General features: G+C 38.5%; 13 protein-coding genes and 1 pseudogene. 10 read left to right on the top strand and 4 right to left on the bottom strand.

Annotated elements, in window-relative coordinates; translation table 11 throughout:
* A pseudogene (locus H5072_RS02300) lies at window positions 1–482 on the bottom strand (sodium-dependent transporter); the annotation flags it as partial.
* 189 nt (window positions 483–671) lie between these two features.
* On the opposite strand from H5072_RS02300, the gene H5072_RS02295 reads away from it, so the two are divergent.
* The 6 genes from H5072_RS02295 (at window position 672) to H5072_RS02270 (ending at window position 5,000) form a co-directional block, all read left to right on the top strand.
* Window positions 672–974, top strand: a complete 303-nt coding sequence (locus tag H5072_RS02295; protein ID WP_024599115.1) for a YciI family protein — start codon at window positions 672–674, stop codon at window positions 972–974.
* A 160-nt stretch (window positions 975–1,134) separates the two neighbouring features.
* Window positions 1,135–1,392: a PepSY domain-containing protein gene (locus tag H5072_RS02290; protein WP_024594903.1), complete on the top strand. Its 258-nt coding sequence runs from the start codon at window positions 1,135–1,137 to the stop codon at window positions 1,390–1,392.
* Between the two features lie 2 nt (window positions 1,393–1,394).
* A complete protein-coding gene (locus H5072_RS02285) occupies window positions 1,395–2,069 on the top strand; it encodes a response regulator transcription factor (protein ID WP_007375447.1) in 675 nt (224 codons plus the stop codon).
* Window positions 2,063–3,400: an ATP-binding protein gene (locus H5072_RS02280; protein WP_182692547.1), complete on the top strand. Its 1,338-nt coding sequence runs from the start codon at window positions 2,063–2,065 to the stop codon at window positions 3,398–3,400. Before H5072_RS02285 ends, H5072_RS02280 begins: the two co-directional genes overlap by 7 nt.
* A complete protein-coding gene (locus H5072_RS02275; protein ID WP_182692546.1) occupies window positions 3,387–3,797 on the top strand; it encodes a hypothetical protein in 411 nt (136 codons plus the stop codon). Before H5072_RS02280 ends, H5072_RS02275 begins: the two co-directional genes overlap by 14 nt.
* A gap of 123 nt (window positions 3,798–3,920) precedes the next feature.
* Complete coding sequence (locus H5072_RS02270; protein WP_182692545.1) at window positions 3,921–5,000, top strand: FAD-dependent oxidoreductase; 1,080 nt, start codon at window positions 3,921–3,923, stop codon at window positions 4,998–5,000.
* 69 nt (window positions 5,001–5,069) lie between these two features.
* Here H5072_RS02270 and H5072_RS02265 read toward each other — a convergent pair whose 3' ends face one another.
* Window positions 5,070–6,107 (bottom strand): AI-2E family transporter, encoded by a 1,038-nt coding sequence (locus H5072_RS02265; RefSeq protein ID WP_024595420.1) that lies wholly within the window; start codon window positions 6,105–6,107, stop codon window positions 5,070–5,072.
* Window positions 6,108–6,277: 170 nt separating this feature from the next.
* Between H5072_RS02265 and H5072_RS02260 the strand changes: the two genes are divergently transcribed.
* Window positions 6,278–7,168 (top strand): TIGR01777 family oxidoreductase, encoded by an 891-nt coding sequence (locus H5072_RS02260; RefSeq protein WP_182692544.1) that lies wholly within the window; start codon window positions 6,278–6,280, stop codon window positions 7,166–7,168.
* 155 nt (window positions 7,169–7,323) lie between these two features.
* Entirely contained in the window at window positions 7,324–8,487 is a 1,164-nt protein-coding gene (locus tag H5072_RS02255) for a GGDEF domain-containing protein (RefSeq protein ID WP_182692543.1), read from the top strand.
* Window positions 8,488–8,621: 134 nt separating this feature from the next.
* Here the strand turns inward: H5072_RS02255 and H5072_RS02250 are convergent, their stop codons facing one another.
* Window positions 8,622–11,174, bottom strand: a complete 2,553-nt coding sequence (locus H5072_RS02250; RefSeq protein WP_182692542.1) for an exo 1,3/1,4-beta-D-glucan glucohydrolase — start codon at window positions 11,172–11,174, stop codon at window positions 8,622–8,624.
* The gene (locus H5072_RS02245) at window positions 11,174–12,448 is read right to left on the bottom strand and encodes a sugar MFS transporter (protein ID WP_182692541.1); all 1,275 of its coding nucleotides are present in this window, start codon (window positions 12,446–12,448) and stop codon (window positions 11,174–11,176) included. Before H5072_RS02245 ends, H5072_RS02250 begins: the two co-directional genes overlap by 1 nt.
* A gap of 258 nt (window positions 12,449–12,706) precedes the next feature.
* On the opposite strand from H5072_RS02245, the gene H5072_RS02240 reads away from it, so the two are divergent.
* Together H5072_RS02240 and H5072_RS02235 are read left to right on the top strand one after the other, a co-directional pair.
* Window positions 12,707–14,035, top strand: a complete 1,329-nt coding sequence (locus H5072_RS02240; protein ID WP_182692540.1) for a GH1 family beta-glucosidase — start codon at window positions 12,707–12,709, stop codon at window positions 14,033–14,035.
* A gap of 46 nt (window positions 14,036–14,081) precedes the next feature.
* Window positions 14,082–14,812 (top strand): glycoside-pentoside-hexuronide (GPH):cation symporter (locus tag H5072_RS02235; RefSeq protein WP_182692539.1); only part of this gene is annotated, 731 nt, incomplete at its 3' end.

The raw sequence follows: 14,812 nt of genomic DNA, 5'->3' as shown, positions 1-14,812 counted from the left end.
ACACCACCTAACAAAATTAAGTTCACCATAATAACCACAACAGCCATATAACCAAACACAGTGTAACTATTAATAAAAACACCAAAGTGGCCAGGATCTGCAAGTAAATCTAAATTACCGAGGCCTGTTTGCGTTAAATAACCAAAGATCCAAACCGTAATCACCATATAAAATACAGCAATCATAAATGGTGTAAGCACCGCAAAAAACCCAGCTAACTTCCATTTTTTATCGTTATTAGATAATAGTTTGTACGAACCAAGTGGATCTTTTTGAGCGTTACGACCCATTGCCATTTCAGCCATCATGACTGGTAAACAAATGAATATGACAAATAAAGCGTAAATTAATAAGAATGCGCCACCACCATTTTTAGTAGCAGAAACCGGAAAACCAACTAAATTACCAATACCAACAGCTGAACCGGCCGCTGCCATTATGAATCCAAGGCGGGAACTAAATCGTTCTCTATTTTCGCTCATGCATAAAACCTTTTTATTATTTTGTATATTTCAGCGACTCTACCAGTGTTACACAGAGATTTTCAAGCAATTACAGCTTAAAAATAAAATCGAAGTGTAAACCTGTGTAAATACGCTTTTAATTCACCAATTTTCAACGCTGTGGTAGTATTGCGTTAATCAAATTTAACAATTTTTATGAGATTCCTTATGTTGTACATGATTCACTCAACAGACGTTGAAAACAGCTTAGAGCTTAGAAAAGCAGCACGCCCGGCACATTTAGCACGCCTTAGTGAGCTTGATTCTCAAAATCGTCTACTTACCGCCGGTCCATTACCGGCAGTCGATAGTGAAGATCCTCAAGAAGCAGGTTTTACCGGTTCATTAGTGGTTGCTGAATTTGAATCAATTGAAGCAGCTCGAGAGTGGGCAGCAGCAGACCCTTACGTTGCCGCTGGCATCTATGAAAATACAATTGTTAAACCTTTTAAAAAGGTATTTCCTGCTTAAAAAGTATTAAACCCTAGAGCGTGCGTTGCACTGTAATTCAGGGTTTGTTCACAGGTTTTTAATTAAAATTATCAGGATAAAAACGAATTTACCGTTTTTACTTGAATTTTAGTAACTTAGTTAATTAAACTAAGTGAGTCTGGTCTAGGAGTTTTCCATTATGCGCGTATTATTAAGCCTCGGTTTTATTGCTTGTGTTAGCTTAGCTAACTTTAGTCAAGCAGCAACCGCCACCCAAGCATCTCATGCTGAGGTGGACAAAAAGAAAGCCGTAATACTCGCAAAGAAAACAATTGGCGGTAAGACCTTAAAAATTACCGAAAAAACAGATTTTTATACCGTACGAATACTCAAATCTGACGGCCACGTCGTTGATTTACATATTAATAAAAAAACCGGCGAAGTGAAAAAGGATTAAAAATGCGAATTTTAGTTATAGAAGACGATTTACATTTAGCAGATAACCTACGTAATGCCTTAGAAAAAGAACGTTACAGCGTGGATTTATGCCACGATGGTGAAGCAGGTCTTTTCCACATTACAGAATACCCGCTTGATATGGCCGTAGTTGATTTAGGTTTACCTAAAATAGACGGTATTGAGCTAATTAATAAAGCACGAGCACAAGGCATTACAATCCCTATTTTAATCTTAACCGCGCGCGATCGCTGGCAAGATAAAGTAGAAGGTTTAGATGCAGGTGCCGATGACTACCTTACTAAGCCATTTCATGTTGAAGAGCTTATTGCCCGTTGTAATGCATTAATTCGTCGCAGTGCTGGTAAAGCAAATCCAGAAATGACTGCAGGTCCAATTAAAATCCATACACGTTCACAACAAGTATGGGTTGATGACAAAGAACTTAGCCTGACAGCTTACGAATATAAAGTACTTGAATACTTAATGGTAAATCCGCAAAAAGTAATTTCTAAATCAGAATTGACTGAGCATATTTACGACCAAGATTTCGACCTTGATTCAAACGTAATTGAAGTATTTGTACTACGTTTGCGTAAAAAGCTTGACCCTGAAGGCGTACTAAACCCAGTAGAAACACTACGTGGACGTGGTTACAGGCTTAAAAGCCAGTGGTAATACCGCAAATATCGTTAAAAATAAGGCAAGGATTTATCCTTGTCTTTGTTTTATTAGTCGCGCTCCCTATCTTATTTTATTCAATTGGCAAAGCGTATTACGCTTCACTTGTTGATGCGACAGAAAAAACTCTCGAAGCACAGCTTTACTCGCTAATATCTGAAGTCGACTTTACTGAGCATGGTATTATTATGCCCAGCACTATTTTAGCGCCTGAGTTAAACAGATTAAATTCAGATACCTACGCTATGATTTACCGCGATGATGATCCTGTTTGGAACTCAGAATCGGCTGTAAACTTAAACTATGTACCTCAACAAATAGAAACCAAAGCCGGTGCTGCCGATTTCAGGCGCGTGGAGTATAATAACACCGCGTACTGGCAACTTAGCCTGACTGTAATTTTAAACAACATAGATCAATCAGAACAAGCCCGCTTTATATTAGTTAAACGTAATGACGCTCTACTTCGTTTAATGGATGGCTTTAAGCAAACCCTTGTAGATTGGATGTTTATAATGGGCATTGCAATTGCAGGCCTGATGGCGATTGGTTTTATTTGGAGCGCTCGCCCACTCCAAAGACTCGATAAAGAAATAAAAGCAATTGAATCAGGCGATATTCAAGAAATTAAAGGCCTCTACCCAGTAGAGCTGCAAACAATAAAAGCAGATCTAAACTTGCTACTTGAGTCGCAACAACGCCAAAAAGAACGCTATAGAGCCTCATTGAGCGATCTTGCTCATGCACTCAAAACGCCGCTTGCTGTATTAAAATCAAGTCCATTGGCAAACGATGCCGATGCACAAGAACAACTCGACCGCATTAATGTGATGATCGAGCACCAATTAAAACGTGCTGCAACGGGCGCATCAGACACGTGGAAAAAACAAACCCCTATTAAGCCAGTACTCGATTCAATACTCAGTGCTATGGCAAAAGTGTACCGTGATAAAGATATTATTTTTACCTGCACCGTAACCGAAAAAGATTACTTTTTAGGTGACCAAACAGATTTAATTGAATTACTTGGCAACCTGATTGATAACGCCTGTAAAGCGTGTCGCTCACAAGTAGCAATACAAGTTATTCAAAGCAAAACTTTATGTATTGGAATTAGCGATGATGGTCCTGGCGTGCCAGAGGACAAACGTGAATCTCTACTTACACGGGGTACTCGTCTGGATACATACGAAAGCGGACACGGCGTAGGGATGGCAATTGTATCTGACTTGGTTAAGTCCTATCGCGGTACACTTACCATTACAGAAGCTGATAACTTAGGCGGCGCTCAATTTATTTTAGAGTTTAATTACAATGACAAAAAGTAACTATTTATTAAAACTAACTGCCATTGTGTTATTAGCTTCAAGCCAATACAGCTTTGCAGATGAAGCATGTACTTTAGCCGCTAAAGCAACAACCGATGAAGCTAAGCGATATATTCAATGCCTAGATAGCCAAATTGATAAAGCAAAACAAGCACAAGGCAGTTGGATACAAAAGCGTAAATATGAGCTAACTAAGTCACAAGAAAGCACAGGCAATACGCAAGTGCTGCCGTTATTTATGCGCAGCATTAAAAATAATGAAAAGTACCTTGAGAGCGCCTGCCAATGGCGTTACTTAATAAAACTTCCTAATGCGACAACCTCAACCATTAGCTATAAACTGTGTGAAATTGAGCTTATAAATCAATTTACAGAATCACTAAAACACCCATTTTGACGTAACTTAAGCACACTAAACTAGTTACGTTTCTTTACTCACTCCCTATAGCTTACTTGACAATTTATTCATACCAAAACAAACTACCTACTAGTAGATTGCTAAAAACTAATGGATAAACAGATGACCAAACCAGTAATTATTATAGGTGGCGGACTTGCTGGTTTATACAGTGCGTATAAATTACAACTACTTAATATTGAGTACTTATTATTAGAAGCTAAATCGCAATTAGGTGGCCGAATTTTTGCCGCGCAATCACCAATAAATAACGATGTTAGTTTTGATTTGGGTCCTACGTGGATATTTCCCCACCAACCAAAAATTCAAGCGCTAATAAAGTCACTCAACTTAAGTATATTTGAGCAATACCATAAAGGTGATGTGTTATATCAAGCACCTAACTTCAAACAACCTCAACAAATTGCAGGTGCTGGAGATATGCAACTATTTAGACTCAAACACAGCATGAATACCTTAATAACTGCCTTATATGAGCAGCTTAATCCTGATTCAATATTATTAGAACATAATGTCACTGAGCTTAAAAAAGGTGATAATAACTGGCTAATTACGGTTAATCACTTAGGCAATATAAAGCACTTTACTACTGGCAAATTAATTTCAGCAATTCCTCCTCGTATGGTTACAACGCATTTAACACCTGAACTATGGGCGACTCCAACACTCATAAACCGCCTTAGCAGCGTACCTACATGGATGGCAGGACAAGCCAAGTTTATAGCTACTTTTGAACATGCATTTTGGCGTGATAAAAACTTATCTGGGCAAAGCTTTAGCCGCGTAGGCCCTAAGGTCGATATTCACGATGCCAGTGCTGAGGATAGTAATTACGCCGCATTATTTGGCTTTATAGGTGTGCCCTACTTATCACGAAACCAAGTAACTCAAGAGCAATTAATTCAAGCCTGTGCCCAACAGCTCAGCTACTTTTATGGTAAGGATGCTGAAAAGGCAACCGGATACTTTATTAAAGACTGGGCAGAGGATAAATTTGTAGCTAATAAAGACGATCAAACTCAGCCTTCACAGCACCCAGAATTTGATTTTTCAAACTTGGAAGAGCAATTAAGTAACCTCAATATTCATTTTGTAGCGAGTGAGTTTGCAAAACAAGAAGCAGGATATTTAGAAGGCGCAATATACGCAGTGGATGACGCTATTAAATCGTTTATTAATTAATAGCCCTGTATTTATTGATAACTTAACCATCAAGGGTTTTAATTTTACAGCCCTTGATGGTTATAAATGTTAGTTATTTTTAGTAACGTCTTCACCACTGCCCAATAAAGTGGCAACCCACTTGCCTTCTGCACTGGCTTCTAGGGCTATTTTTACAATCATTGTTAATGGTACAGATAAAAGCATACCCACAGTACCTAATAACCAGCCCCAAAATATTAATGATAAAAACACCACTAACGTTGAAAGACCCAGCCCTTTACCCAAAAATTTAGGCTCTACAATATTACCCATTACCGTATTTATTGTTAAATATCCTGCAGCAACAAGTCCTGCCACTAATGGGCCTTGAGTAATAAGGGCAAGTAATACAGCTGGTACAGCCGCAATAATTGAACCTATATTTGGAATGTAATTGAACATAAATGCCAACACGCCCCAAAGCACAAAGTAGTCAACGTCTAAAATCCATAAGTAAAACGCAGCAATAATACCCGTCCCTAAACTTACTAGCGTTTTAATTGCCAAGTATGAATTAATAGATTCTAAAAAGCGGTCAATTTGCTTCATTTTACTATCAGGGTCTTCAAGTGCCATATGTATTTTCTTGCTCAGCATTGGCCCTTCAAACAGCATAAAAACAACCGTTAAAATAATTAAAAACATGTTTGCCATTACGCCACCTAACCCAGTGAGCATATTAGTGGCCACATCAACCATTTTGCCAGGATCGAACATATTAATTAACTGATCTTTATTGATCAGTATGTTGTATTGAGATGCTAAATCGACCAGCCACACAAACTCTTCTTTAAGTTGTGTTTTATACTCAGGAAGCTGCTGAGAAAAGTCGTTGATAGATTGCCCTACAAGCCCGCCAAGGCTTACCCCTAAGCCAACTATAATCAGCACGACCAACATAACAGCAATGCCTTTAGGAATTTTGTAGCGCGCAAAAAACTTGATAAGCGGGTTACAAATAATGGCAATAAATGCCGCCAAAATAAACGGAATAATAATTACACTCGCGGCTTTTATTCCAGCGAGGACCACTACTAAGGAAGCAAAAACTATTAAGCTTTTATTTACTCCAGTTAAACTTGCCAATTTATTAATCCTTTTATTAACTATATCGTCCCAGTGTAAGGCAAAAGGTAATTAAATGAAATAATTACGAAGTGATCATAAAAGCCTGTTTTACGTATAAATTTGCAAAGCTGTTTGCTAGCGAGTATGTTTTTTAATCACTTGCTTCTATTTTATTGTAAGGATGAATAATGCATATATTTATAACTGGCGCGACCGGATTAATTGGTAAGCACTTATGCCCTTTTTTACTTCATCATAATACTGTTACTGTACTTAGCCGCAATCCAACTAAAGCAAACGTATTATTAGGCCACAAAGTTAAAGCCGTAAGTGACATTAGTGATGTTGACTTTAACACTGTTGATATCGTTATTAATCTCGCTGGCGAGCCGATTGTAAATAAACGCTGGAGCGACAAACAAAAGCAAATAATACGAAACAGTCGTATTGATATTACACAGCAAATTAGTCAAGCGATTAAAGCCTGTAGTATACCCCCGCATACTTTTATATCTGGCAGTGCAATTGGTTTTTATGGTCGACAAAATAGTAATCCTATTGATGAAACTTTTGAACGCCCACACGATGAATTTAGCCACCAGCTTTGTAAAGACTGGGAAAATGCAGCACTACTCGCCCAATCAGAACAAACCAGAGTATGCCTTTTGCGAACGGGTATTGTTTTAGCTAAAAAAGGAGGTGCACTTGGAAAAATGTTACCTGCTTTTAAATTATGCCTGGGTGGCCCGATTGGTAATGGCGAGCAAGGCATGTCGTGGATACACATCGACGATATGATTCAGCTAATACTCTTTATTATTAAACACCCAGAAATATCAGGCCCTGTTAACGCAACAGCACCCAACCCTGTAAGCAATGCTCAATTTAGTAAAAGCTTAGGCGAGGCGCTCTCTCGACCTGCATTTATCACTATGCCAACCCCAGTACTTAAACTATTAATGGGTGAAATGTCAGACTTACTAACAACGGGGCAATTTGTAATCCCTAAAAAGGCACTCGTTAACAATTATCGTTTTCATCATCCTGATATAAAATCGGCTTTAGAGAGCTTGGTTTAGCGGGCGTTAATATTCGTTCAGTTAAAATCCCTTTCAAATTAGATATATGGGTAAATTACTACTTTTTACCCATATTGACCTTTAAACATTAATACATAATAATCAGCAAGTTTTCCACACCAACCACGCCTATCTTTAATAAAAGAGAATCTTAAATGCTACACCTGCCTACTGTGATCAGTCTCTCTTTTATTCTTAACGTATTAATAGGCTTGTTTTTTTTATCCGTACATAACTTTAAAAAACAAACATCATTTTTATTATTTGGCCTAGCATGCATTACCTTTGCATTTGCCGAGTTACTTGCCTGTTTAAAGTTAGTAATAGACGCGCCTTTTATTACACACTATTTGGCTGATATTTTTATATTACTAAGTCCATTATTAATTATTATTGGGTTAAATAAATATAAGCACAGTAAGGCACTAAACTTAAAACCTCTTTATTGTCTCCTTGGATTAACTGGGGTTGCTTTATTACCCATATATTCAGACCCTGCAGGGCAAATGCTGACAAGCTTAATTATTTCGGTTTTATACCTATATTCCGCATATATTATTAAGCAGATGAACTTTGTAGCCACTTTGCAAAAAAAAGCGCTGATAGTTTGTTTTTCAATTCACAGCATTTTAATGCTCATACAAACAACACTATTGGCAATATCTATTTTTAGTATTAATTCGCCAAACTACATAGAGCCACTGCAACTTATCTTAAGTAGTCATTTAATTTTGGCCACTTGTAGCGCACTAATATTGCCATACCTGCTGGCTTCTAATACAGAGCATACACTTTCAAGCCTTGCTAACACCGATACTTTAAGCCAATTACTTAATCGCCGTGGCTTTTTTACAAAAAGTAAAGAAGCACTAAGTGATCCTAAAAATATAGACAAAAATGTGTCTGTTATTTTGCTCGATATTGATTTTTTTAAACGTGTAAACGATCAGTTTGGTCACGAAGCGGGCGACCACGCAATTAAGTGGATATCTCACTTTATTAAAGAGCAATTTTTAAATGTAGGTATTAGTGCCAGAATTGGCGGAGAAGAATTTGCCATTTTACTACCTGATTACACCCTTGGTGCAGCAAAAAGTGATGCTGAGCTATTAAGAAAGAATATAAGCACTCAAGCTTTTTATCATGAAAATCAGCATATAAAACTTTCCGTAAGCGCTGGGGTAAGTAATGCAATTAATGGGAATGCAACTATAAAAGAACTGCTCGCTTATGCCGATAAACGCCTTTACTTAGCTAAAGAAACTGGCCGAGACAAAGTAGTAACCTTTGATGAAAAAAACTTACTCACGAAAAGTTAATTGCTTTTAAGTGACTTATAAGCGCATTAAAAACAACTATATTTAAACTACCATATTTTATCTAGCTAACATCTATCCATAAAAAAAGCCCTTCATTAGAAGGGCTTTGGTATACACACAATAGAGTTAATAAACTACTTACAAGACAGCGTAGCCTCGTCCGCTTTATTTGGTACAAACTGAATATTAGCTACAGAAATTGATGCTTTACCATTGCTGTGTAAGCTAAATGGGCTTGTTAGGCTTGCAAAATTAACACCCTTATCAGCAAAACAACCTAAATCGATTGATACTGACTGCCATTTATTTTCAATAGTTTTATCAACTACGTTTGCTAAATCAATGCTTGCACCACACTCACCAGAACAAGTCATAGCAAGGGCTACATCGCTCGTTAGTGCTTCGTTTAATTTAATATCAAAGCTAATCACACTGTTTGCTTCAACGTAGGCAATGGTATCTTCTGCAAAGCTCGTTACTATTTCAGCACTGGCTTTTTCTGCACCGCTGAAGTTAAATTGGCGCGCGTCTTCTTGTACTGTTTTGTCCTCAGTACGGTATTTAATTGCACCAAATTCATGGGTACTACTCGATACATCTAAAAGCTCATCGCCCGATTTTAACAATAAGCGCCATGGTGCTACAGGTGCACCAACAAGTATATCCATACTCGTAAGCCCTGAGTTATCAAGTTTAGAGTCTTCATCAAGGTCGTCAGCTAGCACGTTTTTATCGCCATACGTTAAACCAAAACCATAAGGAAGTAATGGATCGTAATTTTCATCGCCTCTATTAACCGCAGTTTGTACCGCCGATTTAGGCCAAGAAAACGATAGCTTACCTTTAAAGTTATTTTGGATGGTGCCGTCTGCCGCTTTTAATAACACATCAGCAATACCCGCACCTTCTGTACCTGGCAACCATGCAGCTACAAACGCGTCAGATGCGTTAAGTTCGCTGTTAACCCACATAGGTCGACCTGATATAAACACAGATACAACAGGAATGCCTTGCTCTTTTAGTGAGTTTAAAAGTGCTAATGACTTTTTATTTCCGCGCTCAAACTCAAGGTTATCTTTATCGCCGTGCCCTTCTGCGTAAGGTTCTTCACCAAATACAACAATGGCAACATCAGGACGTTGCTCAAACGTACCATCAGCGCTTAAAGTAACACTTCCACCTGCTGCAGATATTTGATCTTCAAGCCCTTTATATATCGAAGTAGCACCAGGGAAATCAGCATTTTTATTATTAGTACCTTGCCACGTAATACTCCAACCACCCGACTGTTTACCTATATTATCGGCTCCATCACCTGCAACAAGTACGCGTTGATTAGCTGCGATAGGCAATAGGTTATTTTTATTTTTGAGTAACACAAGTGATTCGCGCACAGCTTGACGTGCTACTTCGCGGTGCTCTTGGGTACCAATTAGCTCTGTTTTTCCAGAGTAAAGACGCTTAGCCGGGCTTGGTTTATCAAATAAACCAGCGCGAAGTTTTACGCGTAATATTCTGCTCACTGCGTCATCAATACGCGACATACTAATTTCGCCTGACTTAACTTGCGCAATTGTATTGTTATAAAGAGGCTTCCAGGCACCTGTTGGCACCATGAAAATATCAAGGCCAGCATTAACGGCTTGCGCACAACTTTCGTTAGTACAGCCTTCAATTTGACCGTGACCGTTCCAATCGCCTACTACAAATCCATCAAAACCCATTCGTGTTTTTAATACATCAGTAAGTAGATATTTATTGCCGTGATTTTTAACGCCATTCCAGCTATTAAAAGATGCCATAACAGATTGACTACCCGCCGACAAACCACCTACATAGCCTTGTGCGTGAATATCAAATAATGATTGTTCACTGTCGATATTATTACCCTGATCATCACCATCAACGGTGCCGCCATCGCCAATAAAGTGCTTAACGGTACTAATTACACGCTTGTCACTTAAAAAGTCGCCATCGGCTTTACCTTGTAAGCCATTTACTATGGCTGCTGAGTAATCATGTACAATTTTTGGATCTTCTGAGTAACCTTCGTAGGTTCTTCCCCAGCGATCGTCGCGCACTACGGCAACTGTGGGTGCAAATACCCAATCAATACCCGTAGCCATTACCTCTACTGCAGTAATCGATGCTATTTGCTCGATTAAATCAGGATTATTCGCCGCGCCTAAACCAATGTTGTGCGGAAATAACGTGGCACCAATTACATTATTATGGCCATGTACTGCATCGGTGCCCCACATAGTTGGGATACTACTGCCATCAACTGAGTCGTCGACAGAAGCTTGATAAAAGCTCTCTGCTAAGGCTACCCAGTCCATAGGTGTTGCATGTTTGTCGCCATTAGGGAATGCGCCACCGCCATTAAGGTATGAACCGAAGCCATATTTACGCATGTCTTCAACGGTAATATCACGAATTTCTGGCTGAATCATTTGAGCAACCTTTTGCTCAAGTGTCATGGCTTTTAAATAGTTAACTATTTTAGCTTCAATATCGGCATCTTTTTTAACGGCAATATTAAGTTTTGGCCAAATTTGCGCTGTTTTAGATAACGTTTCATTAGTTTCAACCGATGTCACTGCGTCGTTTGAACAAGCCGATAAAGTACCTACTGATGCAATTAATGTTGCTAAGGCTATTTTATTAAGTGTAAAAGGGGTTTTCATTATAGAGTCTCCTGCGCATGAACTGGTTTGCTACCGCTTAAACCATAGAACACGATAAATATGTAACATAAAATAGGTAAAACATACGAAAGTTGAACACCCACACTATCAGCAAGCGCACCTTGTAAAAGTGGCACTATTGCGCCACCTACAATCGCCAAACACAAAATACCAGAGCCTTGAGCGGTATGCTTACCAAGTCCATTTAACGCTAAACTAAAAATAGTTGGGAACATAATAGAATTAAATAAACCAACCAATAGTATTGACCACATTGCTAATTGACCCGACGTGCTCATGGCAATAATGACTAAAATAATAGCCATGGTTGCGTTAAAGCCAAGTACTTTACCAGCGGGTAGTTTTTGCATTACAGCAGCACCAATAAAACGCCCAACCATAGCACCACCAAAATAATAAGTGATGTAATGAGCTGCAACATTCTCTTTTAGCCCTGCTATATTTTCTTGTGCTAAAAAGCTTACTAAAAAGCTACCAATTGCCACTTCGGCGCCTACATACATAAATATACCCACAGCACCTAATACAAGATGGCGATACTGCCAAGCACTGCCTTCAATTGCATCTGATTTTTCGGCTTCTGCTTTTTGCTCGCTCATAATGTCTGGTAATTTAAGCCAAGCAAAAATACCGGCTAGTAAAATAAGCATTGCAGCTAAAAGGAGGTAAGGAAGTTGAACTGACTCTGCATTTTGTGCAGGTGTTAAAAAGGCTTCTGACGCTGAGTCTAGAATTAACAGAGCACCAAATGATGGCGCAACAGTGGTACCTAATGCATTAAAAGCTTGGGTAAGCGTAAGTCGAGACGACGCAGTTTTTGGTGAGCCCAACAAACTTACATAAGGATTAGCAGATACTTGCAATAACGTTATGCCGCTGGCAAGTACAAATAAAGCGAATAAAAATACAGGGTAACTATGTAAAGACGCTGCTGGGTAAAATAATATACACCCTACTGCCGCAATTAAAAGCCCAACCACGATTCCTTTTTTATAACCAAGCTTTTTAACAATGTATCCACTAGGGAGTGACATTAAAAAGTAAGCGCCAAAAAAGCAAAACTGCACAAGCATTGCTTGAACATAAGTTAAATCGAAAACCGCTTTTAAATGCGGAATCAAAATATCATTTAAGCAGGTAATAAAACCCCACATAAAAAATAGTGAAGTTAAAGATGTAAGTGCAAAACCATAGTTTTTATCTTGGTGGTTTTGCGACTGTGTGTGTGATGTCAGTGGTGCTGAACTAGCCATGTGCTCTCCGCAATTTATTATTATAAATTGATCTTCAGTAAGTAATTAATACAAACCCCGCTAAGGCGCAGTATTAAAGAGTTGACCTGAAGATTAATTAACATTAATCTAAAAATGTAAGCGCTTTCACGGCTAATTAAATACGAACATGTTACATATTTCAACAACTTTTATTTTTAATAATGTTTTGTAACCGCTGAAAGTCAGTAAAAATAGGCGCTAAGCGTGCAATTAAGTTCTCAAAAAGGTTCGTAACCAATGACAAAAATATCATTACCATTTAATTCACCTCTATTAACAAAAGACTTTGTTTATGGTGTAGCAACAGCATCATTTCAGATAGAGGGCGGGTATGAGCATCGCTTACCGTGTATTTGGGATACCTTTTGTAGTACTGCAGGTAAAATTGCTGATAATTCACATGGTCATATTGCCTGCGATCATTACAACAATTGGCAACAAGACATAGATTTAATAGAGTCTCTAGGTGTTGATGCTTACAGGCTTTCTATTTCATGGCCTCGCGTTATGACTCAAGACGGAAAGTTAAATCCTGTAGGCGTTAAGTTTTATACTGATATTTTAGATGAGCTAAAACGAAAAAATATAAAAGCCTTTGTTACTTTGTATCACTGGGATTTACCGCAACACCTTGAAGATGAAGGCGGCTGGCTTAACAGAAAAACAGCTTATGCATTTGAGCAGTACGTAGAACTAATTACTAACGCATTTGGAACACGAGTGTATTCTTACGCTACATTAAACGAACCCTTTTGCAGCGCATTTTTGGGTTACGAAATTGGCATACATGCCCCAGGTCTAGTAGGCAAGCAGTATGGTAAAAAAGCAGCTCATCACTTATTACTCGCTCATGGTCTGGCTATGAACGTGCTAAATAAAACATCGCCTGATACTCAAAACGGCATTGTGCTTAACTTTACACCCGCCTACCCGCTTACAGATACTCAACAAGACATAGACAGTGCAAAATACGCTGATGACTATTTAAATCAGTGGTACATGAAACCAATAATGGACGGTAAATACCCTGATATAATTAACCAACTACCTGAGGATCATTTACCAGAAATACACCCAGGTGATATGGAATTAATTTCTCAGCCAATTGATTACTTAGGCATTAACTTTTATACCCGCCAAGTTTATAAGGCGCATCCTACTGACATTTATGAACCCATTGCACCTACAGGTCCGTTGACTGATATGGGATGGGAAGTTTACCCGCAATCGTTCACCGACCTGCTCGTATCGCTTAATAAAACATACACCCTACCGCCTATTTATATAACAGAAAATGGCGCAGCCATGCCCGATACATATAATAATGGTGAAGTTAACGACTTAGACCGTTTAAGTTATTATAATACTCATTTAAACGCGGTTCATAATGCAATTGAACAAGGTGTTGTTATACATGGCTACTTTGCTTGGAGCCTAATGGATAACTTTGAATGGGCAGAAGGCTATTTAAAACGTTTTGGTATTGTGTATGTAGATTATAAAACCCAGCAACGCACTATTAAAAACAGTGGCTTAGCTTATAAAGAACTCATCTCTAAAAGATAAGAGCATACCCATAACTAAAAACAAGTATAAAGCGGGATAAATAATCATGGTCAGTGTAAAAGAAAAAATAGCGTATGGCTTAGGCGACACCGCCAGTAATATTATTTTTCAAACAGTTATGATGTTTTTAATGCTGTACTACACAGACGTAGTGGGTTTATCACCCGCTGTTGTCGGTACTATGTTTTTAGCAGTACGTATTTTTGATGCCGTAACCGACCCATTAATGGGCAACCTTGCTGACAAAACACATACGCGCTGGGGGCACTTTCGCCCCTACCTACTTTGGCTTTCACTTCCTTTTGCCATTATTAGTATTTTAGCGTTTACTACGCCTGATTTAGAAGGCACCGATAAAATAATTTACGCCTTTACTACTTACACACTTCTTATGGTGGCTTACACCGCTATCAATATTCCTTATTGTGCACTGGGCGGTGTACTTACGGCTGATGTAAAAGAGCGCGTGACTATTCAGTCTTACCGCTTTGTATTTGGTATGCTAGGCGGCGTAATAGTAGCGGGTTGTACTATGCCAATGGTTGAGTACTTTGGCCAAGGCGATGCCGCCAAGGGCTATCAATACACAATGACTGCAATGAGTATTTTAGGTTTTGTACTGTTTTTACTTTGTTTTTTAGGCACAAAAGAGCGTATACAACAGCCTAAAGAGCAAAACATTCCTTTTGCCCAAAGTGTTAAAGCATTAATTAAAAACGATCAATGGCGAACGCTTTGCTTAGCTGCGTTTTTTTTACTTACCGGTCAAGTATTAAG

Source organism: Pseudoalteromonas sp. SR45-5 (assembly GCF_014163565.1).
In the GTDB taxonomy this organism is placed as follows: Bacteria; Pseudomonadota; Gammaproteobacteria; order Enterobacterales; family Alteromonadaceae; genus Pseudoalteromonas; species Pseudoalteromonas distincta.
Note: the sequence above shows the minus strand (reverse complement) of the source record. Positions and strands in the feature narration are given on the sequence as shown.